A 19,524-nucleotide genomic window follows, 5' to 3' on the forward strand; every position below is an offset into this window, starting at 1 on the left:
TCAGATCGGTGTAGTGCCGGTTTGGCTAGTCAATATTGTTACTCAATATTGTAAAAATAGAATTCGTGCCAGTGAGGTAAAACTGCATGTGTGGGATAGCGGGTATCGTCGCCAAGGGCAATGTGAATCAGGATCTCTATGATGCCCTGACCGTACTTCAGCACCGTGGCCAGGACGCCGCCGGGATTGTGACTTGCCAGGGCGGCTTACTGCATCAGCGCAAAGGCAATGGCCTCGTGCGCGATGTTTTTCATACTCGCCATATGCAGCGTTTGTTGGGAACCATGGGTATTGCCCATGTGCGCTATCCCACCGCAGGGACCTCCAGTCCGGCCTTGGCGCAACCGTTTTATGTAAACTCGCCCTACGGTATCAGCCTTGCCCACAACGGCAACCTGACCAATTCAGAGGAATTAAGCCGCGAGCTGTTTCAGTCTGACTTGCGTCACCTCAACACCGAATCCGATTCTGAGGTGTTACTGAATATTTTTGCTCACGAATTACAGCGCCTCGGTAAGTTGGTGCCATCGGCGGATGATTTGTTTACCGCTGTAACCGGTGTCCACAAGCGCTGCCGTGGTGGTTATGCCGTGGTTGCCATGATCGCCAGCTATGGTGTGGTGGGTTTTCGAGATCCAAATGGTATTCGCCCGCTGGTTTACGGTCAGCGCAAAACTGCTGAAGGGGTGGAGTATATGCTTGCCTCTGAAAGTGTGGCGCTGGATGCGCTGGGCTTTAAATTGATTGGCGATGTTGCGCCGGGCGAGGCGGTATTTATTGATATGCAGGGCAATTTGCATGTTCGCCAGTGCGCTGAAAATCCACGTCTGCGCCCCTGTATTTTCGAGCATGTTTATTTTGCCCGTCCGGATTCCATTATGGACGGCATTTCAGTGTACAAATCGCGCCTGCGTCAGGGTGAGCGGCTTGCAGAGAAAGTACTGCGTGAGCGCCCCGAGCACGATATCGATGTGGTGATTCCAATTCCAGATTCCAGTCGTATTGCCGCGCAATCTATGGCGCAGATTCTGGGCGTGAAATTCCGCGAAGGTTTGGTGAAAAACCGCTATATCGGCCGCACCTTTATTATGCCCGGCCAGAGCAAGCGCAAGAAGTCGGTCAAACAAAAGCTCAACACCATCGGCCTTGAATTCAAAGGCAAGAACGTGATGCTGGTGGATGACTCCATTGTACGGGGCACTACCTGTCAGCAGATTATTGAAATGGCCCGCGAGGCCGGTGCGGCCAAAGTGTATTTTGCTTCCGCTGCGCCGCCGGTACGCTATCCAAACGTGTACGGTATCGATATGCCTTCGGCGACTGAGCTCATTGCTCATGGCCGCAACCTCGATGAGGTGCGCGTGGAAATTGGAGCGGATTGGCTGATCTACCAAGATCTGGAAGATCTGAAATCCTGTTCCGCTGAGGGTAACCCCAATGTGGACGATTTTGATTGCGCCGTGTTCGACGGTCAGTATGTCACTGGCGATGTTGATCAGATGTATCTGGATCGCTTGGAAGCCGACCGCAATGACAATTCACAAAGCCAGCGCAATGCCTCCGTAGGTGATGGTGCATTGATTGGCTTGCATAACGATGCCTCGTAAAAGGAGGCGAACAGCATGACGGACGACAGTTATTTACAGCAGCGTTTAGCGGTTTTGGCTGAGGCTGAGCTTGATACGCGAGCCGTGCGCGCGGGTCAAACACGCACGGCGGAAGGCGAGCACTCAGAGCCTATTTTCACCACGTCCAGCTATGTTTTTGCCTCGGCAGAAGAAGCGGCGGCGCGGTTCTCTGGTGAGCAGCCCGGCAATGTTTATTCTCGCTATACCAACCCCACAGTGCGGACTTTTGAAGAGCGTATTGCGGCGCTGGAAGGTGCCGAAATGGCGGTGGCCACGTCCTCCGGTATGGCCGCTATCCTCTCTACCTGTATGGCGCTACTGAAAAGCGGTGATCATATTGTTTGCTCGCGCAGTGTTTTTGGCACCACCACGGTATTGTTGAACAAATTCATGGCCAAACTCGGGGTGCGTACCACCTTTGTTTCGCCACTGCATATTGATGAGTGGGAGCAGGCGATTGGTGCCGATACCCGTCTGCTGTTTTTGGAAACGCCGTCTAACCCTCTTGCCGAAATTGCCGATATTCGGGCACTGGCGGCGCTAGCCAAAAAGCGCGATTGCCTGCTGGTGGTCGATAACTGTTTCTGTACCCCGGCGCTGCAAAAACCGCTGGAGTTAGGGGCGGATATTGTTGTGCACTCGGCGACCAAGTATCTGGACGGTCAGGGCCGTTGCGTCGGTGGCGCGGTGGTTGGTCGCAAAGCGGAAATGGATGAAGTGCTGGGCTTTATTCGCAGTTGCGGCCCCAGCATGAGCCCCTTTAACGCCTGGGTTTTCCTAAAAGGTCTGGAAACACTGCGCCTGCGTATGGAGGCCCACAGTGCCAACGCATTAGCACTGGCTCAGTGGTTGAATGAGCAGGATGGTATCGAGCAGGTGTTTTACTCCGGCTTACCCGAACATCCGCAACATGCTTTGGCGGCTAGCCAGCAACGCGCTTTTGGCGGGGTGCTGTCATTCAAGGTTTGTGGCGGTCGCGAAGCGGCGTGGCAGTTTATTAATGCCACGCGTTTGGTATCGATTACCGCGAATTTGGGTGATGCCAAAACCACGATTGTGCATCCGGCCACCACAACTCACGGCAGACTCAGTGACGAAGACAAGGCTCGCGCCGGTATTACTGAGAATCTTATCCGTGTTGCTGTCGGCCTTGAAGATATTGCCGATCTGATTAAAGACATGCAGCGCGGTTTAGACGCCCTGTGAGCTGCAACTCAAATCTGATGGTTAGCATAGCCTGTGCCAGCCAGTATCAGTAAACTCTAAGCCTTCCTCTCAAGCGAAGGCTTAAGGTTTTACTGCGTGATGACATCCGATAAAGACCTGTTGCAACAGGCGCAACAGGAAATCTCCCAACTCATTCTCGGCAAATCCCGACAAGTACAGTTATCGCTGTGCTGCTTGCTGGCCGGTGGCCATCTGCTGGTAGAGGACTTGCCCGGCGTGGGTAAAACCACCTTGGCCCAGGTGTTTGCCAAAGTGGTGGGGCTTGAATACCAGCGCGTGCAATTCACCAGTGATCTGCTGCCGGCGGATGTGCTTGGTCTGTCGGTATTTGATCGCAACACCAATGCCTTTCATTTCCATCCGGGGCCCATTTTTACCCAGTTTTTGCTGGTGGATGAGGTCAATCGCGCCAGCCCAAAAACCCAGAGTGCACTGCTGGAGGCGATGGCGGAGCAGCAAGTCACCATCGAAGGGGAAACGCGAAAATTACCCCAGCCGTTTTTTGTGATGGCGACGCAGAATCCGATTTTTCAGTCCGGTACTTTCCCGCTGCCAGAATCTCAACTCGATCGTTTCATGATGAGGATATCGCTGGGTTACCCCGATGAGCGCTCCGAGCGTTTGCTGTTGGAAGGTGGCGACCCGCGTCAGCAAATTAAACATTTGCGCGCCTTGCTGGACGGTGAGCGCATCACTCAATTACAGCAGCGCGTGAGTGAAATAGAAGCGCGGGGCAGTGTGATCAGCTATCTGCAGCGTTTGATTGCGTTCACTCGACAAGACAGTTTCTTTGCCTTTGGCCTGTCTACCCGTGCGTCACTCGCCTTGCTACAGGCTGCCAAAGCGTGGGCATTTCTTGAGGGGCGGGACTTTTTATTACCCGATGATATTCAGCAGGTTTTAGAGCCAGTTGCGGGACACCGATTGCAAGCCGCTGCCGATCACCGCGTCGAAGGTGAAACTCTAGTGAAGCGCCTATTGGCAGAAGTGCCGGTACTGGCTTAAGCCCCATTTATGGCGAATCCTCTGTCATTTTTGCGGGCCCAGGCCGAGCGGCGCTTTAATGCTTGGCTGGCTAGGCGAAGCCCGCCGCAGCGCGCCTTGTCGCTGAATCACAGCCAAACCTATATCTTTCCCTCCAAGCCGGGCTTGCTGTTTCTGGGGATGTTATTGCTGATATTGCTACTGGCCATTAACTACCAGAACAATTTGGTTTTTGCCCTGTGTTTTACTCTATTTAGTTTGTTTTTGGTTTGTATTCTGCACACCTTTGCCAATCTATCTGGGCTCAGTTTGCGAGCCGGGGCGGCGGAGCCGGTGTTTGCCGGAGAGGATGCACATTTTCATCTGCATCTGAAATCGGGCGCGCGAGCGCGCTACGCGGTTTCGCTAGGTTTTAATGGCCAAGAAAGTCAGATTGCGGAAATGGCGGGGGCCAATGAAGAACTTACAATCAGGCTGCCATTCCCCACGACCCAGCGGGGCTTGTTAAAGCCGAATCGGCTGCGGGTGCGTTCAGATTTTCCTTTAGGCTTGCTGCGCTGCTGGAGTCTGCCTGCGCTCGATTGGCAGTGTTTGGTCTATCCCCAGCCGAGAGCATTGCGCCCACTACAAACTGCGGAATCTAGCGGGGAAGAGGGTGGGGCTGATCGCCTCCATGACGGTGAGCAATTTAGCGGCTTTGAACGCTATCAGCCGGGAGAGTCGCCGCGCCGGATTTACTGGAAAGCTTATGCCAAAGGGCAGGAATTACTCAGCAAACATTTTGAGCAGTCACTGTCCCATGAATTAATTTTGGATTGGGAAAGTCTGCCGGGTTTGGGTACTGAAGATCGTCTGAGCACGCTTTGCGCATGGGCGTTGGAGTGTGATCAGCGGGGCTTGGGCTTTGGGCTTAGCTTGCCAAATCAGATAATTGAGTCAGGTTTTGGCGCGGCACATCTGGCCAATGTCTTGGCTGCCTTAGCTCAGTTTGATCCCCTAAAAACCGCTAATTCAACGGCAGGGGTGTCCTGATGAGTGCCGAGCACAATGAATTCAGTGCCGAACAATATTCCCGCGCCGGGCCTTGGGTATTAGCTGCGCAGTTGATTGTGATTTTACCTTTATACAAGGTGCTGCCGGTGTGGACGATACTGCTGTGGGGCAGTGTGGCGTTCTGGTATTGGAAGGTGCTGCGATCGGCTTGGGTGCATCCTTCGGCGCTGATTAAAACAGCTTTGGTGCTGGCTGGATTCAGCGGTATCTATTTCAGCTATGGGCGTTTTCTCGCCATTGAGCCGATGGTGGCGGTGCTGGTTATCGCGCTAGTGCTGAAATTATTAGAGCTGAAACACCGCCGGGATTATTGGCTGGTGTTATTCCTGTGCTATTTCTGCCTTGGTTGTGGGTTTTTATTTGAACAGGGTTTGTTATCGCTGGCGGTGGCGATTGTGCAGTTATTGGTGTTGCTCGCCGCACAGCAGCGCTTTTATGGTGGCCAGTTAGCACCGACAGCGAGTTTGAAACTCGCCGGTTTAATGCTGCTACAAGCGGTTCCCTTAATGCTGTTTTTGTTTGTGGTGTTTCCCCGTATCGGGCCGCTGTGGACAATGCCGCTGCCCTCGCAAAGTGCGCGTACCGGCATGTCTGATAATGTTGAATTCGGCGATATTTCTTCGCTGATCGCCTCGGCGGATTTGGCGTTTCGAGTGCAATTTGAGGGCGAGCCGCCTGCCGCCGAACAGCGTTACTGGCGTGGACTGGTATTGGAAAACCTGCAGGGCAGGCGCTGGTCGCGTTCAGATTATAAAGGTCTTGTCGCGCTTCCCGAGTCGATAAAAGAAGGCGGGAGCGAGCCGGATTTAAGCTATACCATCACCCTTGAAAGCAACTTCCATGAATGGCTGTACAGTCTGACGCCGTCGGTGTTGCAGGATACAGATGCTCACTATGCCGGTGCCGGTCAGTGGCTTTTGAGAAAACCGCGCAATGGCCGCCTTCAATATCAGGGTCAGTGGTTTGCGGATGTGCAAATCGACGCGCACAAGCACGAGTTAACTCGAAACCTGCAGTTACCCGATGATATTAATCCGCGTACCCGCGCCTTGGCTGAGCAGTGGCGGCTTCAATACAGCCAGCCCAGTGAGCGCTTGGCTGCCGCACTTGCGTATTTCCGCAGCGGACAGTTTATTTACACTCTGCAGCCGCCGCGCTTGGGCAAAGATAATGTCGATGAGTTTTTGTTTGAAACCCGGCAGGGCTTTTGTGAACACTTTGCCGGTAGCCTGGTCTTTGCTCTGCGTGCTGCCGGTGTCCCCGCGCGCTTGGTGGTCGGCTATCAGGGCGGTGAAATGGATGCGGAGCAGGGGTATTTTCGGGTGTATCAATCCGACGCCCACGCTTGGGCTGAAGTCTGGCTAGAGGGGCAGGGCTGGCTTCGGGTTGACCCCACCGCCACGGTTTCGCCCGACCGAATTCGCTTGGGGGCAGAATCTGTATTTGGCGGTGTGCAGGGCTTTCTCGATGCTGCGCCGCTGTCGTTACGCAATTTTGCATGGGCGGCGGAAATTCGCGCAATGGCCGATCGGATCAATTATGCGTGGGCCCGTTGGGTGGTGAATTTTGACAGCGACAGCCAAAGTGCGGTCTTGGTGAAGTTGCTTGGCAAAATTGATATGCAGCGCTTATTGATCGCCTTGCTGCTTTTCGGAGGTTTACCTTTATTGCTGCTGGGTATTTGGGCCACTCGGTTTGAACGCGGAGCCCAGCTGCCAAAGCTGGAGCAGCGTTATCTTGCGTGTTGTCAGCAATTGGCCAAGCTCAGTGGAATAGGAAGACGGGAAGGTGAAACCCCCCATCAATATTTACAGCGTATTCAGGCCCAAGCGCCGGAGTGGGGAGTGTGGTTTGCCGAGGTGACCGAGGTGTATGTGGCGGCGCGCTATCGGCCGGGTGGCGATAATAATAAGGCACTGTTGCAGATGAAAACGCTTGCTAAAGCGCGGCGCATTTAATTACGGCGATAGGCGCGAAGAAAAACATCGACACAGGACTGGGCGTAGCGCTCAATCTTGTCTTTCTGGTTCTCATTAGAGGATGTCGTATTCAAACCCAATATTGCACAGTTGTGTTGCTCGCCGTGAAGAAGGGCAATCATTTGCGTGCAGGCGGTGTCGTGATCGCCGATATCCAGCCAGCCGGCTTCGCTTTGTTGTTGTAAAAAATCCAGTAATTGCTTGCGGATTTTACTGGGCCCCGCTTCCCAAAACAGTTGAGCGACATTGCTGCGTCCGGCATCGGCAACACAGACTTTATGCACACCCAAGGCTTCTTCGCTAACCAGTAATTGCGCTAGGTGAACACAGAAGCTGCGCAAATAGGCCTCGGGATCGCTGCTTCGATTCATCGAAGGGCCCAGTTCGTATTCCTCGACAACACTTTCTATTGCGCTGCTAAAGAGTTGTTCTTTGGTGCCAAAGTGGCTGTAAACCGTCTGTTTGGATACCCCGGCCAAGCGGGCAATATTGTCCATGCTGACATTTTCAAAACCCTGCTCCAGAAATAGTTTGGCGGCGCTGTCTATAATTTGGCAGCGCTTTTCTTCGCTTTTGCTGCGGCCGCGTTTTGGGGAGGGGCTGGCAGAATTCATCGGTGCTTTCGGCAATCTCGTAGTAGGTGAAGAGATAGTAATAAAATCAAACTGGACAGTCCAGTTTGGGTAAATTATATTCTGGACTCTTCAGTCTAATTGGAATGTTTGACATGGATCTGGCGAGAAGTTCGGTGCGCTTTTCTGCAACCCTAGTGTTTGCGGCATTCATCATTGCTCTTGGCGCGACAGCGGCGGTGGCCGAAGTGCGACCAGTGGCCACGGTGACCGTGAATCTGCAGGACAGCTACCAAGCCAAGCGACTTTTTGCCGGGCGGGTGTTGGGCAGTAAACGCTCGGTGATTGGCTTTGAACTGAAAGGTTTGGTTGAGTCGGTCAGTGTTGATGATGGTGATTTTGTTGCCGCCGGGGCGGAATTGGCCAGATTGGACACCGAAGGTCTGCAGATTGAAAAAGCCGAACTCGAAGCGGGTAAGCGTGAAGTGCTGGCACAGCTAGAACAATTGCGCCGGGATCTGGCGCGCTTTGAAACCCTGTCGGAAAAAGGCTATGTCTCCGCCGGTCAGTTGGACGATCTGAAAAGTAATATCACCGCTACCGAGGCTCGCCAAAAGCAGGTTGAGCAGCGTTTGCGCGGGGTGTCATTGCGGCTTGAAAAATCGGTATTGAGAGCGCCCTTCGCTGGCGAAATTGCGGGCCTGAAAGTGGAAGAGGGGGCTGTTGTCGAACCGGGAATACCGGCACTGGAGTTAGTAGAAGTTGCCGAAAATGAAGCCTTGTTTGGCATTCCGGGCGAGCTGGCTCAGCAGTTGGTCATCGGTCAGGATCTTGAGGTCTTTGGCGAGGCCGGCCAGCGTCACGGTGCGGTAATTTCCATCGCACGCAATCTTGATTGGCGTACCCAAACCCGTATGGTGCGTATCAGCCTGCCAGCCGAATCGCCCTTTGTAGACGGCCAAACCGCTTATGCCTTGATTCCCGAGCAGCGTCCCCAGCCCGGCTTCTGGCTGCCCAAACAGGCGCTGTTAGAAGATATGCGCGGCACTTGGGCGGTTTACCAATTGGCGGCCAATGAGGCGGGTGAGCTGCAAATTGTAAAACGTTCAGTGCGGGTGCTGTATCAGTATCAAGGCCAAGTCTTTGTCGATGCGGAATTGAAAGACGGCGATCTATTGGTCAGCGGCGGTATTCACAAGCTGGCGCCGGGGCAATTGGTGCGCCCGGCTAAAGGTCTGAGCAGTTTGAATATGACCGAATCATTGAGCGGCTATGCTCAGGTCCATGTCGATGCTAAATAATCCCCGCACTATTGCGCTGGCTTTAGCGCTGATTCTAGTTACCGGCTTGGTGGCAATTAAACAATTGCCCCGGCAGGAAGATCCTCGCTTTGGTAATCGCCACGCCTTTGTTCAGCTGGTGTTTCCCGGAGCCAGCGCTGAGCGGGTGGAAACCCTGGCGGTTGAGCCGGTAGAAAATGCACTGCGTTTATTGCCGGAAGTAAAAACCGTGACCTCAAAATCCAAGGCGGGCATTGGGGTGGTGATTGTTGAAATTAATGAAGAAATTGCGCCCGATGACACAGATCAAGTGTGGGCCGAGGTGCGCGATAAACTTGAGCAAGTCAGTAAAAAGCTCCCTTCAGATGTGCTTGCTCCGGTGCTGGATACCGACCGTCTCTATGCTTACACCTGGATTGGCGCACTGGTGTGGAAGGGCAGCGGTGAGCCCGACATTCTGCGTTTAGGTCGTTACGCAGAAGAATTGCAAAGTCGCCTTCAGGGTTTAAGCAATACCGATTTGGTGCGTTTGCACGGCGCGCCGAAAGAGCAAGTTCAGGTAAAAGTGGATGTGGTGCAAGCGGCCTCGGTGGGCTTGGATGTGCCCAGTATTGCCGGCTTGTTGTCCAAGAGTGATGCGAAAACCTCGGCGGGGCAGTTGCTGGATAAAAACTACCGTCAGTCGGTGGAGCTGGTCGGTGGTTACGATCAGTTGGAGCGTATCCGTCGTACGCCGCTGTTGAGCTTGCCCGATGGCGGTTCGGTGCAGTTGCAGGATGTCGCGGATATTTATATCGGTGAAGATGATACACCGGGAGATTTTGCCATTATCGATGGCAAACGCGCGGTGGCGATTGGTGTGCGCTCGGAAATTGATACCCGCGCTGATTTGTGGACCGACAAGCTGTTAATTGAAATTGCGGAGTTCTCTGCGCAGTTGCCTGCAGAAATTGGCATTCAAGAACTGTTTTCTCAACAGTCTTATACCACTGAACGTTTGAGCGAGTTGGTCGGTAATATCTTCCTCGGTTTCACCTTTATTTTTGTGATTCTGTTTTTCACCCTTGGCTGGCGTTCAGCGGTGTTGGTGTCTTTATCGCTGCCGGTCACCATGCTGTTTTCCCTGTCGATGATGCACTTCACCGGTTTGGCGATTCACCAAATGTCGGTCACCGGTTTAATTGTGGCGCTGGGGATTATGGTGGATAACGCGATTGTGGTGGTGGATCAGATTGGCCGCTATCGTCGCAACGGTTTTTCGGTGGCTGCCGCCGCCAGCAAGGCGGTGCGCCATTTATGGGTGCCTTTGCTGGGCTCGACCCTGACTACCATGCTGACCTTCTTGCCGATTGCCTTGATGCCCGGCTCCGGTGGTGAATTTGTGGGGCCGCTGGCCATTACCGTGGTGTTTTCACTTTTGGGATCATGGCTGATTTCGCTGTTTATCATCGCGCCGATCAGTAGCAAATGGTTGAATGCCAATACTCACAACAAGGTGGTTTCCAGCAATCGTTTAGCGGAAATGTATCGCCGCTTACTGGAGTTTGTGTTGGATCGCCCGCGCCGGATTATGGTGTTGTGCTGTATTTTGCCGGTGCTGGGTTTCGGTCTTGCGCAAACGCTACCAGAACAATTTTTTCCGCCCTCACAGCGGGATATGATCGATATCGAAGTTTTCCTTCCCGCCTCCAGCAGCGTGTTTCAAACCCGTGCGGTGACCGAGCGTTTAAGCGCAACCTTGAATCAGTATCCGGAAGTGAAATCCCTGCACTGGTTTGTGGGTAGCAGCGCCCCCAAGTTCTATTACAACTTGAAAAGTGGCCAAGATGGGTCGGCGCATTTTGCTCAGGCCTTGATTACCCTGAATGGCTACAAAGGGGTAAATGCCTTAATTCATAAAATGCAGGCCGAGCTGGATGAACAGTTCCCCACGGTGCAAGTGATCGTTAAAAAATTGGAGCAGGGGCCGCCGCGTGACGCACCGGTTGAGTTGCGGGTATTGGGGACGAACCTTTATCGCTTAAAAGAAATTGGTGATCAGATCCGTGCCATTGCCTTAAATACCGACGGTGTCACTCAGGTGCAAGACTCCATGAGTGAGGTGGTACCGAAAATCTGGCTGGATGTGGATGAGAGTGAGGCCCAGCGAGCACAGGTGGGTTTGCGAGATCTCTCCCAGCTGTTATCGACCACTATTGACGGTGTGGTGAGTAGCACCATGTTGGATGGGCCGGAGCAATTGCCGGTGCGGGTATCCGGTAAAAAAGTGAATGACGCCAGTGTGGATTTGTTGATGTCGGTACCGCTGGCGCTGCCCACGGGAGCGCGGCCGCTGTCAGCCTTGGCGGAAGTGGAATTGCGCCCCGCGCAGGCGGTGATTTCACGGCGCGATGGTCAGCGGGTCAATAATATTTATATTTTTTCCGATGTGGATTTGCTGCCTGCCGTTGTGCAAAGCCGCCTGCAGAAAAAACTGGAAGAGGCCAATTTCCAATTGCCGGCCGGCTATGAGTTACAGATTGGTGGTGATTCTGAAGCGCGCGACGAAACCGTCGGCAAGCTGATGGGCAGTATGGGTATTATCACGGTACTCCTAGTGCTGACCGTGGTTATGTCATTCAACTCCTTCCGCCTGTCCGCCATTACTTTTGCGGTGGCGATTCAATCGCTGGGCTTGGGAATGCTGAGTCTGTGGTTGTCGCAATACGCCTTTGGCTTTACCGCGATTATCGGCTTGATGGGTTTGATGGGCTTGGCGGTAAACGCGGCCATCGTGATTCTCACCGAGCTGAAATCCTCACCACTGGCGATGAGTGGCAATAAGGTGGAGATCACTCAAATCGTGCTGGAATGTACTCGCCATATCAGCTCGACCACGATCACCACTGTGGCGGGATTGATTCCGTTGATTGTGTTCGGTGGGGAGTTTTGGCCACCCTTTGCCATTGTGTTGGCCGGCGGCACGGTATTGACCACAACCCTGTCTCTGGTGTTTGTGCCCGCTGCGTTTGCGGTGTTGCGTCGGCCTTATATGCTGAAATTTTTGCCGGAATCGGCGCAGCAGAGTTTGCGTGACGAGCCGCCGATAGAAACCCTAAAAGCGCATGACTAATACCGCTTAATTCGCCCACAACGCCTTGCGGGCGAGGTAGGCGTTGCGGGCAATTTCCACGTCTTTCAAAAAGGGTTCCAGTTCAGAGAGCAACATCGCTTGGGGGCCATCTACCAGCGCTTTTTCCGGCGCTGGGTGAAAATCAACCAAAACCATATTGGCGCCGGCGATAATACCCTGAGTGGTCGCGTGGCATAGTTCCAGAATGCCATCTGGCGAGCGCTCGCGAGTGCCTACGGAGTGCGAGGGGTCGATACACACCGGCATGCGCGTTAACCGTTTTACGGTAGGGACTTGGGCAAAATCCACCAGATTGCGATGGGGTGCGCCGAAGTCACTTTTCATACCCCGCAGACAAAAAATCACCTGATTATTGCCTTCGCTGGCGAGATATTCGGCGGCGTTAAGTGATTCGTTCAGGGTGATGCCAAAACCGCGCTTAAGCAGTCCCGGGTGGCGAGTCTGGCGGCCGATCGCTTTGAGTAATTCAAAGTTCTGGGTATTGCGCGTACCGATTTGCAGGATCACCCCACAGGGATTGCCGGATTGATCCAGCGCCTCATTGATCTCGGCAATATGCTGTTCATGGGTGACTTCCATGGCAATGACTTTGATGCCGTATTTCCCGGCTAGATCAAATACCCACGGTAGGCAATCGGCGCCATGCCCTTGAAATGCGTAAGGATTAGTGCGGGGCTTATAGGCACCCATACGAGTGCATTGCAGGCCATTTGCTTTTAATGCCGAGAGCATTTCCTCAACATGTTTTGGATTGTCCACGGCGCACAGCCCGGCAAAAACATTCAGGCTGTCTTGACTGAATTCAATACCGTTATAGGTGAACCCGGCCAGCCGCTTTTCGTCCCGGTGGCGGCCCAGAATTCGATAATCCTCAGAGATGCGAATGACCCGCTCGACCGCCGGTAGGGCTTCAATATCGTGCTGATCGAGCGCGTGGGTATTTCCTAATAGATAGATTTCGGTCAGCGCCTGTTGTTGGCCTTGAACCTGATGCTGGCGAACTTGAATGCCGGGCAGGGCGTCGAGAAACGCCATGGTGTTGATATAGGCTTCGTCAGTGCTTTGAATATCGGGGTGAAGGATGAGTAACATTTGGGTTGTCCTTATTTTGCCCGCAGAAATACGCTAACACGCATATATAAAAAGCTTCGGCCATATTCGCCTTTTGTGCAACTGCTTCTTGTGACGATTGTCTTATGGTCTTAGGGGAAATGGTCTGAGGCGAAATGGTTTTTGGTGTCCAATTTTGATGTTAGTCCATGTACTATAGGTCGGCGGTTAATTCCTTGATAACAATCACGACCATCATACGTTGAGCCAAATTCTTGACTGATACTTCCACCTCGATTGAAGCAAAACAAACGGCGTATTTTCCGTTGTTTGTCGGTTTGCGCTATTTTCGCCGGGCATCGGGCAAAGATAAGTTTATGTCGCTGATCTCCTGGTTTTCTCTGCTCGGGGTGTTGCTCGGGGTTTTGTCGCTGATTGTGGTGATGTCAGTGATGAATGGCTTTGAAGCCGAGTTGCAGCAGCGGGTACTTTCCGTTGTGCCCCATGCTCGAGTAGAAGGTCCACAACAGCGTTTAACAAACTGGCAGTCTTTATCCAGTGAAATTTCAGCTAGGGCAGGGGTTTCCGGTGTCGCCCCTTATGTCGGCGATAAAGCGATGCTCAGTGCAGGCAGCCGCATTAGCGGGGTCGCACTGTATGGCATTGATCCCGAATTGGAGCGGCAAGTTTCCGGTCTAGCCGAGCACATGTTGGCCGGCCAATATCTTTCTGAACAAGACGGCGAATACCCCATTATTTTGGGGGATATTCTGGCGCGCAGCCTCGGTGTGCGTTTGGGTCAAAAACTGCGGGTGATTTTGCCCAAAGTGACCGTGACTCCATTTGGCATGTTTCCCCGTGAGAAGGAGTTTGTGGTAGCGGGGGTATTTAGTGCCGGGGCGCAATTGGATGCCAGTACCGCGTTTATCCGCTTGGATGATGCCCAGCGCTTGTACCAACTCGGCAAAGATGTGCAGGGCTTACGTCTGCAATTTGAGGATATGTTTGCCGCGCCATTTCATACGGCTGAGATAGTAGCAAGTCTGCCCGAGGGCAGTCGGGGAGAGGATTGGAGCCAAAGTCAGGGCAGCTTATTTCACGCTGTGAAAATGGAAAAGACACTGGTGCGAATTCTGTTGCTGTTTATCATCGTGATTGCGGCGTTCAATATTATTTCGATTTTAAGTATGGCGGTTTCCGAAAAGCGCGGTGCGATTGCGGTGCTGCGTACCATGGGTGCCACGCCGGCCAGTATTATGAAAATCTTTGTGATCTACGGCATGAGCACCGGCGTTCTGGGCGTAGTCCTCGGCGTATTAATTGGCTTGCCTCTGGCGCTGCATGTCGGCGATGTGGTGGCTTGGCTGGAAGGGGTTAGCGGCCTGTATTTATTTGATCCGCAGGTGTATTTCATCAGTCATCTGCCCTCAAAAATTGTCCCTTGGGATGTGGCTTTTGTCGCCCTGTTTTCTTTAAGCCTGTGTTTTCTTGCCACCTTGTATCCCGCTTGGCGAGGCTCTCAGGTGCAACCCGCGGAAGCTCTGCGTTATGAATAATCCGGTGATTTCCTGCTCCAAACTCTGCAAGTCTTATCCGCAGGCCGGGCAGCCTCTGGAAATTTTAAAAGACATCGATCTCGCGATTGCGCGCGGTGAAAAACTGGCCATTGTTGGTCCTTCAGGCTCGGGTAAGACAACCCTGCTGCATATGCTGGGGGGCTTGGATTTGCCCAGTTCCGGTTCGGTAAAGGTGGCGGGTGTTGAGCTGGCCAGTATGAGCGATAAGGCGCGCAGCGCACTGCGTAATTCCGAGCTGGGTTTTGTTTATCAGTTTCATCATTTATTGGGTGAGTTTTCCGCACTGGAAAATGTTGCCATGCCTCTGCTGATTGCCGGGCAGTCTCGCAGAGCAGCGGAAAATGCGGCCAAACCGTTGCTTGAGCGGGTTGGCTTGGGGCATCGCCTGAGTCACCGCCCGGCGCAACTTTCTGGGGGTGAACGCCAGCGAGTGGCGATTGCGCGTGCCTTGGTCAATCAACCGGCCTGCGTACTGATGGATGAGCCTACGGGTAATTTGGATCGCGATAATGCGGAAAGTATTCACGGCCTGCTGGATGAATTAAATGCGGAATTTGATACCAGTTTGGTGATTGTGACCCACGATCCCTTACTTGCCAATCGCATGCAGCGGGTACTGCGTATTGAAGACGGTCGCGTCTCTGAACTGCCTGCCACTGAGCCTATGGCGGAGCAGCTATGAGGCGTCTGCCTTTTATTTTGGGGGTGCGCTACAGCGCCGGTGGCAGTGGTAACTCGCTGGTCAGTTTTCTGTCGCGATTATCAATGGCGGGCTTGGTTTTAGGAGTCGCCTTATTGCTGACAGTAATGTCAGTGATGAATGGTTTTGACCGCGAGATGCGTCAGCGAATTTTGGCGCTGGTGCCCCATATTACTCTGCAGCCTACCTTGGTTGCCGATAGCTTTGATTGGCAGGGCGATTTACAGGCCATTGAACAACATCCGGAAGTGCTAGCGGTGGCGCCATTTATCAGCGGCAATGCGCTGTTGATTAAAGGCGTTCACGCGGAGCCGGTTTTGTTTAACGGTATTGATGTGAAGGCGGAAAAGCAGGTTTCCCGGCTGGGCGAATTTGTCGATCTTCGGGTATTGGATGACGCGGCCAATCCTCAGAAATTACTTCTTGGCCGGGCCTTGGCGGCCAAGCTGGGGGTGAGTATTGGCGATGCGATTTCTTTAGCCGTTCCCGGCGGTGTAGCCGAGAGCAGCCCTTTGGCTCGCCGGCCCATTCACTTTGCCCGTTTTAGTCTGGCCGGGATTGTTGATACCGGTACGGAATTGGATCAAGAGCTGGTGTTAATGGGTATGGCCAGCGCGGAACAGTTATTGCCCAATCAGCCTCGCGCTTTGCGGGTTCAGCTTGCCGATGTATTTGAAGCACCTCGGGTGGCGTGGGAGCTGAATGCGGTTCATGGCCGGGATTATGATGTGCGCGATTGGACGCGCCAGTTCGGCAATATGTATCACGCCATTCAAATGTCCCGCCGCTTGGTGGTGATTATGCTGCTCTCGGTGGTGGCGGTGGCGGTGTTTAATATCGTTTCTACCTTGGTATTGGTGGTGAACGATAAGCGCGGGGATATTGCTATTCTGCGCTCTCAAGGCGCGAGTCAGGCGGATATTTTAGCGGCGTTTATGGTGTTCGGCGGCCTGATTGGCGCCATGGGTACCGGTTTAGGCGCACTGCTTGGTTTGCTGTTATCTTGGTCTATTGGCCGCATTGTCAGCGCTGTAGAGCAGCTTGTCGGGATTCAGATTCTGAATTCAGATGTGTATCCCATTAGTTATCTGCCCAGCGATATCCGAGCCGAGGACGTGCTGTTGTTAAGTGCGTCTGCTTTGTTGATGAGTTTGCTGGCAGCGCTGTATCCCGCTTGGCGGGCGTCGCGACAACCACCGGCTCAAGCGCTACAGCATTAATGTTGAATGGTGTGTTAGCGAGTTTGCCGAGCTAGGCGTTCCTGCTGGCGTTTGCGCCAACGACGAATCACATTAACCCGCCACAGGACATGGATAGAGCTAGCACCCAGCAGCCCGCAAAACAGTCCGCAAACAAAACAACCCAACAAAAAGGGTTGCCACAGTTCGATCAGCTCGTTGTGAATCCAAGTCCAAGACAGCTCAAACACAAAGGTTTTGTGGGGCAGCCCCAACAGCAATGCGCCAATTTTGTAGGTAAAGTAAAACATGGCCGGCATGGTTACCGGATTGGTGATCCACACTAGCATGACCGACAGCGGTAGATTGGCGCGCAACATAATGGCGACCAGTGCCGAAAGCAGCATTTGGGTGGGGATAGGAACAAACGCAATAAACAGCCCAATGAAAAACGCCAGCGTGACCGAGCGACGGTTGAGGTGCCAGAGATTGGGGTCATGTAGCAAACTGCCAAAGACGCGCACCGAGGGGTGTTCGCGCATTTTCTCTGGTGCGGGCAGCCAGCGTTTGAAAAATTTTCGAGCCATGCTTTGCTAGGCGTATAGTGCTTTCGGTTATTCAGGGCGGCGCTATTATGCACAGTAAGAGGAAGTGACTCCAGTTTTAATCTGAGGGCTGTTAAGGATGACGGCTTTTGCCTTGGCCATGTGCCTTACGGCGTATTTGCCAGTATTGCTGCCTGCAAGTTGGCCGCTAAGCGCGGCGGCGGCAGTGGTTTTGCCGTGTCTATTTTGTAAGTATGGCTTGTGTAAGTACGGTTTTTGTAAGTACGGGTTTTGTCGCGAGAATGTGCGGCTAAGCGGCTCTTACTATCTTTCTTTTATCTGCGCCTGCCTTGGTGCGGCTTATTTTTCCGCAAACGCCCAACAGCGCCTAGAGCAGGTATGGCCTGAGTCTTTGGCCGGGCAAGATGTGAATGCGGAGGTCGAGATTGTATCCTTGCCGGAAGCCTTGTCCGGTGGACGTCGCGGCCCGCAATTTCGTTTTGATGCCCGCTTGTTAGAGGGGCAGTGTTTTGCGCTTCCCGGCACGCCAGAGTCTTTATTTTGTCCGCCGGGGGAGCCGCGCCTCAGACTCAATAGTTATCTTCCTCAGAATTTCAAACCCGGTGGCCGTTATCAACTGCGGCTGCGCTTATGGCCGCCAGATGGCCGACATTCGCCGGGTGCGTTTAATTACCAGCGCTGGTTGTGGGCCAGTGCTTATTCGGCTACGGCTTATGTTCCGGAGTTTTACACGTATCTCGGGCAGTCGACCCATGCGCGAGCGAAATTTATGGCTTGGCGACAATCATTGCTGACAGAACTTCAGCCGCTATTTGAACTGCGTTCCCAAGAGGCCTTAATTAAAGCGTTGTTGTTTGCGGATCGCAGTGGGATGAGCAGCCAACACTGGCGAGTATTTTCTCGCACCGGAACCAGTCACTTAATGGCCATCTCAGGGATGCACCTTGGCATGGTGTTCGGCTGGATATTGCTGTTAGCGCGAGGGCTGCAGCTGTTTTCCCGTGGGGGAAGCCGCTGGCGGTGGGGCAGTGTGCTACTGGCTTGGCTGACAACATTGGTTTACGCCGGAATGGCCAATTTTACGCTGCCAACTCAGCGCGCCTTGATCATGCTCGCGGTATTGACGCTGGGCTTAGCCAGTGCGCGCTTCGTCCCTCCTTGGCGAGGATTATCATTGGCGCTTTTGCTGGTGTTGCTGCTTGATCCGCTGGCCAGCCATAGTGCGGGTTTTATCCTGTCTTTCAGTGCGGTAGCGGTCTTGTTGCTGGTGTTTTCCAGTTATCGCGGCAGGACGCAAACCTCCGTGTTTTCACACTTGCTTAAGGCGCAGTTGGTGTTGGGTGTGGGGTTGTTGCCGGTCTCATTAGCGATGAATTTTTGGCACAGCTCGGTCGCGCTGCCGGCGAATATGATTGCTATTCCGCTGATGACTTTTCTGATTTTGCCGCTGTTACTGCTGTCGGTCTTGCTGTTTTTAATACTGCCGTCGGCGGGCTTGGTGCTGATGAGCGGGGCCAATTGGGTGTTGCAGGGCTTGATGGAAATTCTCCATGCGTTCTCTGAGTTTGCACCGAACTGGCAACCTGCCAATGGCGCTTGGGTAATAATCGGCTTGTTGCTGGTCGCGTTTATTTTACTTCTGCCAAGAGGAATGCCGGGGCGTTGGCTGATGCCTCCGCTATTACTTTTACTACTATTTTGGCCATCGAGAGAAATTAAAAAAGAACGTTTTGAAGTCACGGTATTGGATGTGGGGCAGGGCTTGTCGGTTTTGGTGAAAACGCAATATCACGCCTTGCTCTACGATGTCGGCCCTGATTTCGATAGTGGCTTTAATAGCTTTGACGGAATTATTTGGCCTTATTTAAGAAAAGCGGGGGTGGATGATTTAGATGCGGTGGTGCTGAGTCATGGCGATCGCGACCACGCGGGTTCTTTATCAGCTTTGCTGGCACAGTTACCGGTTGCGCAAATAGTCAGTGGCGAGCCGCTGCGAATACGCTCGCAGTTAGCCGAGGCTTTGCCCTTGGTGTTCACTGAGGTGCAAAACTGCCATTCGGTAAATCAGCCAATTTCGTGGACTTGGGATGACGTTGAATTTCAATTTATGAGTGTTGCCGCGCAGTTAAGTCTTACTTTCGAGAACAAAGGGCCAAAAGTGAAGTCGAACAATCGCTCATGTGTGCTGAAAATCAGTTCGTCAAACGGAACGGCGCTAATCACGGGTGATATAGAAAAAGGGGTAGAAGAACCGTTGCTTGCCAAGTTTGGCTCAAACCTGCAAAGCGGCTTATTGATTGCGCCGCACCACGGCAGCCTTACGTCCTCGTCCGAGAAATTTATAGCAGGGGTTAATCCCCAGCTTGCGGTATTTTCGGCCGCCCGCTTTAACCGATATCGCCATCCTCGGAGGGAAGTGCAGGCCCGCTATTGTGCGCGAGGCGTGCAGCTCGCGAGCACGGGACTGCAGGGCAGTTTGCGCTTTGAGTCGGGGCCGGGCGGCTGGCGTGTGGCAGATCAGGGCCGGCGCAAAAAATATTTTTGGCAGCGTCAACCAGAGGAAATGTGTGTAATTTCCCAAAAGGGCGATTAACGGC

Annotated in this window: 14 protein-coding genes; 11 read left to right on the forward strand and 3 right to left on the reverse strand. The window is 53.2% G+C overall.

The window, feature by feature from the left end; all coding sequences use genetic code 11:
- The first annotated feature begins 86 nt into the window (after positions 1 to 86).
- The 5 genes from purF to IB286_RS08555 all read left to right on the forward strand — a co-directional run bounded on the left by purF (position 87) and on the right by IB286_RS08555 (position 6,850).
- The gene (gene purF / locus IB286_RS08535) at positions 87 to 1,607 is read left to right on the forward strand and encodes an amidophosphoribosyltransferase (protein WP_190764491.1); all 1,521 of its coding nucleotides are present in this window, start codon (positions 87 to 89) and stop codon (positions 1,605 to 1,607) included.
- Between the two features lie 15 nt (positions 1,608 to 1,622).
- The gene (locus IB286_RS08540; RefSeq protein WP_190764493.1) at positions 1,623 to 2,834 is read left to right on the forward strand and encodes an O-succinylhomoserine sulfhydrylase; all 1,212 of its coding nucleotides are present in this window, start codon (positions 1,623 to 1,625) and stop codon (positions 2,832 to 2,834) included.
- A gap of 99 nt (positions 2,835 to 2,933) precedes the next feature.
- Positions 2,934 to 3,860: an AAA family ATPase gene (locus IB286_RS08545; RefSeq protein WP_190764937.1), complete on the forward strand. Its 927-nt coding sequence runs from the start codon at positions 2,934 to 2,936 to the stop codon at positions 3,858 to 3,860.
- Positions 3,861 to 3,869: 9 nt separating this feature from the next.
- A complete protein-coding gene (locus tag IB286_RS08550; protein ID WP_190764496.1) occupies positions 3,870 to 4,871 on the forward strand; it encodes a DUF58 domain-containing protein in 1,002 nt (333 codons plus the stop codon).
- The gene (locus IB286_RS08555; RefSeq protein WP_190764498.1) at positions 4,871 to 6,850 is read left to right on the forward strand and encodes a transglutaminase TgpA family protein; all 1,980 of its coding nucleotides are present in this window, start codon (positions 4,871 to 4,873) and stop codon (positions 6,848 to 6,850) included. Before IB286_RS08550 ends, IB286_RS08555 begins: the two co-directional genes overlap by 1 nt.
- Here the strand turns inward: IB286_RS08555 and IB286_RS08560 are convergent.
- The gene (locus IB286_RS08560; RefSeq protein ID WP_190764500.1) at positions 6,847 to 7,485 is read right to left on the reverse strand and encodes a TetR/AcrR family transcriptional regulator; all 639 of its coding nucleotides are present in this window, start codon (positions 7,483 to 7,485) and stop codon (positions 6,847 to 6,849) included. The two genes, IB286_RS08555 and IB286_RS08560, sit on opposite strands and share 4 nt — an antisense overlap.
- A 113-nt stretch (positions 7,486 to 7,598) precedes the next feature.
- On the opposite strand from IB286_RS08560, the gene IB286_RS08565 reads away from it, so the two are divergent.
- Positions 7,599 to 8,744 carry an efflux RND transporter periplasmic adaptor subunit gene (locus tag IB286_RS08565; protein WP_190764502.1) on the forward strand — a complete coding sequence of 382 codons (1,146 nt, stop codon included), beginning with the start codon at positions 7,599 to 7,601 and terminating at the stop codon, positions 8,742 to 8,744.
- Positions 8,734 to 11,835 carry an efflux RND transporter permease subunit gene (locus tag IB286_RS08570; RefSeq protein ID WP_190764504.1) on the forward strand — a complete coding sequence of 1,034 codons (3,102 nt, stop codon included), beginning with the start codon at positions 8,734 to 8,736 and terminating at the stop codon, positions 11,833 to 11,835. The genes IB286_RS08565 and IB286_RS08570 overlap by 11 nt, the downstream gene beginning before the upstream one ends.
- A gap of 6 nt (positions 11,836 to 11,841) precedes the next feature.
- Here the strand turns inward: IB286_RS08570 and IB286_RS08575 are convergent, their stop codons facing one another.
- Positions 11,842 to 12,948 (reverse strand): 3-deoxy-7-phosphoheptulonate synthase, encoded by a 1,107-nt coding sequence (locus tag IB286_RS08575; protein ID WP_190764507.1) that lies wholly within the window; start codon positions 12,946 to 12,948, stop codon positions 11,842 to 11,844.
- 233 nt (positions 12,949 to 13,181) lie between these two features.
- On the opposite strand from IB286_RS08575, the gene IB286_RS08580 reads away from it, so the two are divergent.
- The 3 genes from IB286_RS08580 to IB286_RS08590 are packed head-to-tail and all read left to right on the forward strand — an operon-like array spanning position 13,182 to position 16,403.
- Positions 13,182 to 14,462 (forward strand): lipoprotein-releasing ABC transporter permease subunit, encoded by a 1,281-nt coding sequence (locus IB286_RS08580; protein ID WP_223826245.1) that lies wholly within the window; start codon positions 13,182 to 13,184, stop codon positions 14,460 to 14,462.
- Positions 14,455 to 15,165, forward strand: coding sequence for a lipoprotein-releasing ABC transporter ATP-binding protein LolD (gene lolD / locus IB286_RS08585; RefSeq protein ID WP_190764509.1), 711 nt, complete (start codon positions 14,455 to 14,457; stop codon positions 15,163 to 15,165). The genes IB286_RS08580 and lolD overlap by 8 nt, the downstream gene beginning before the upstream one ends.
- Complete coding sequence (locus IB286_RS08590; RefSeq protein ID WP_190764511.1) at positions 15,162 to 16,403, forward strand: lipoprotein-releasing ABC transporter permease subunit; 1,242 nt, start codon at positions 15,162 to 15,164, stop codon at positions 16,401 to 16,403. Before lolD ends, IB286_RS08590 begins: the two co-directional genes overlap by 4 nt.
- 14 nt (positions 16,404 to 16,417) lie before the next feature.
- On the opposite strand, the gene IB286_RS08595 is transcribed toward IB286_RS08590, so the two are convergent.
- Positions 16,418 to 16,948, reverse strand: coding sequence for a DUF2062 domain-containing protein (locus IB286_RS08595; RefSeq protein WP_190764513.1), 531 nt, complete (start codon positions 16,946 to 16,948; stop codon positions 16,418 to 16,420).
- A gap of 97 nt (positions 16,949 to 17,045) precedes the next feature.
- Between IB286_RS08595 and IB286_RS08600 the strand changes: the two genes are divergently transcribed.
- Positions 17,046 to 19,520, forward strand: a complete 2,475-nt coding sequence (locus IB286_RS08600) for a DNA internalization-related competence protein ComEC/Rec2 (protein ID WP_190764516.1) — start codon at positions 17,046 to 17,048, stop codon at positions 19,518 to 19,520.
- Positions 19,521 to 19,524 lie beyond the last annotated feature (4 nt).

Source organism: Spongiibacter pelagi (assembly GCF_014705705.1).
In the GTDB taxonomy this organism is placed as follows: domain Bacteria; phylum Pseudomonadota; class Gammaproteobacteria; order Pseudomonadales; family Spongiibacteraceae; genus Spongiibacter; species Spongiibacter pelagi.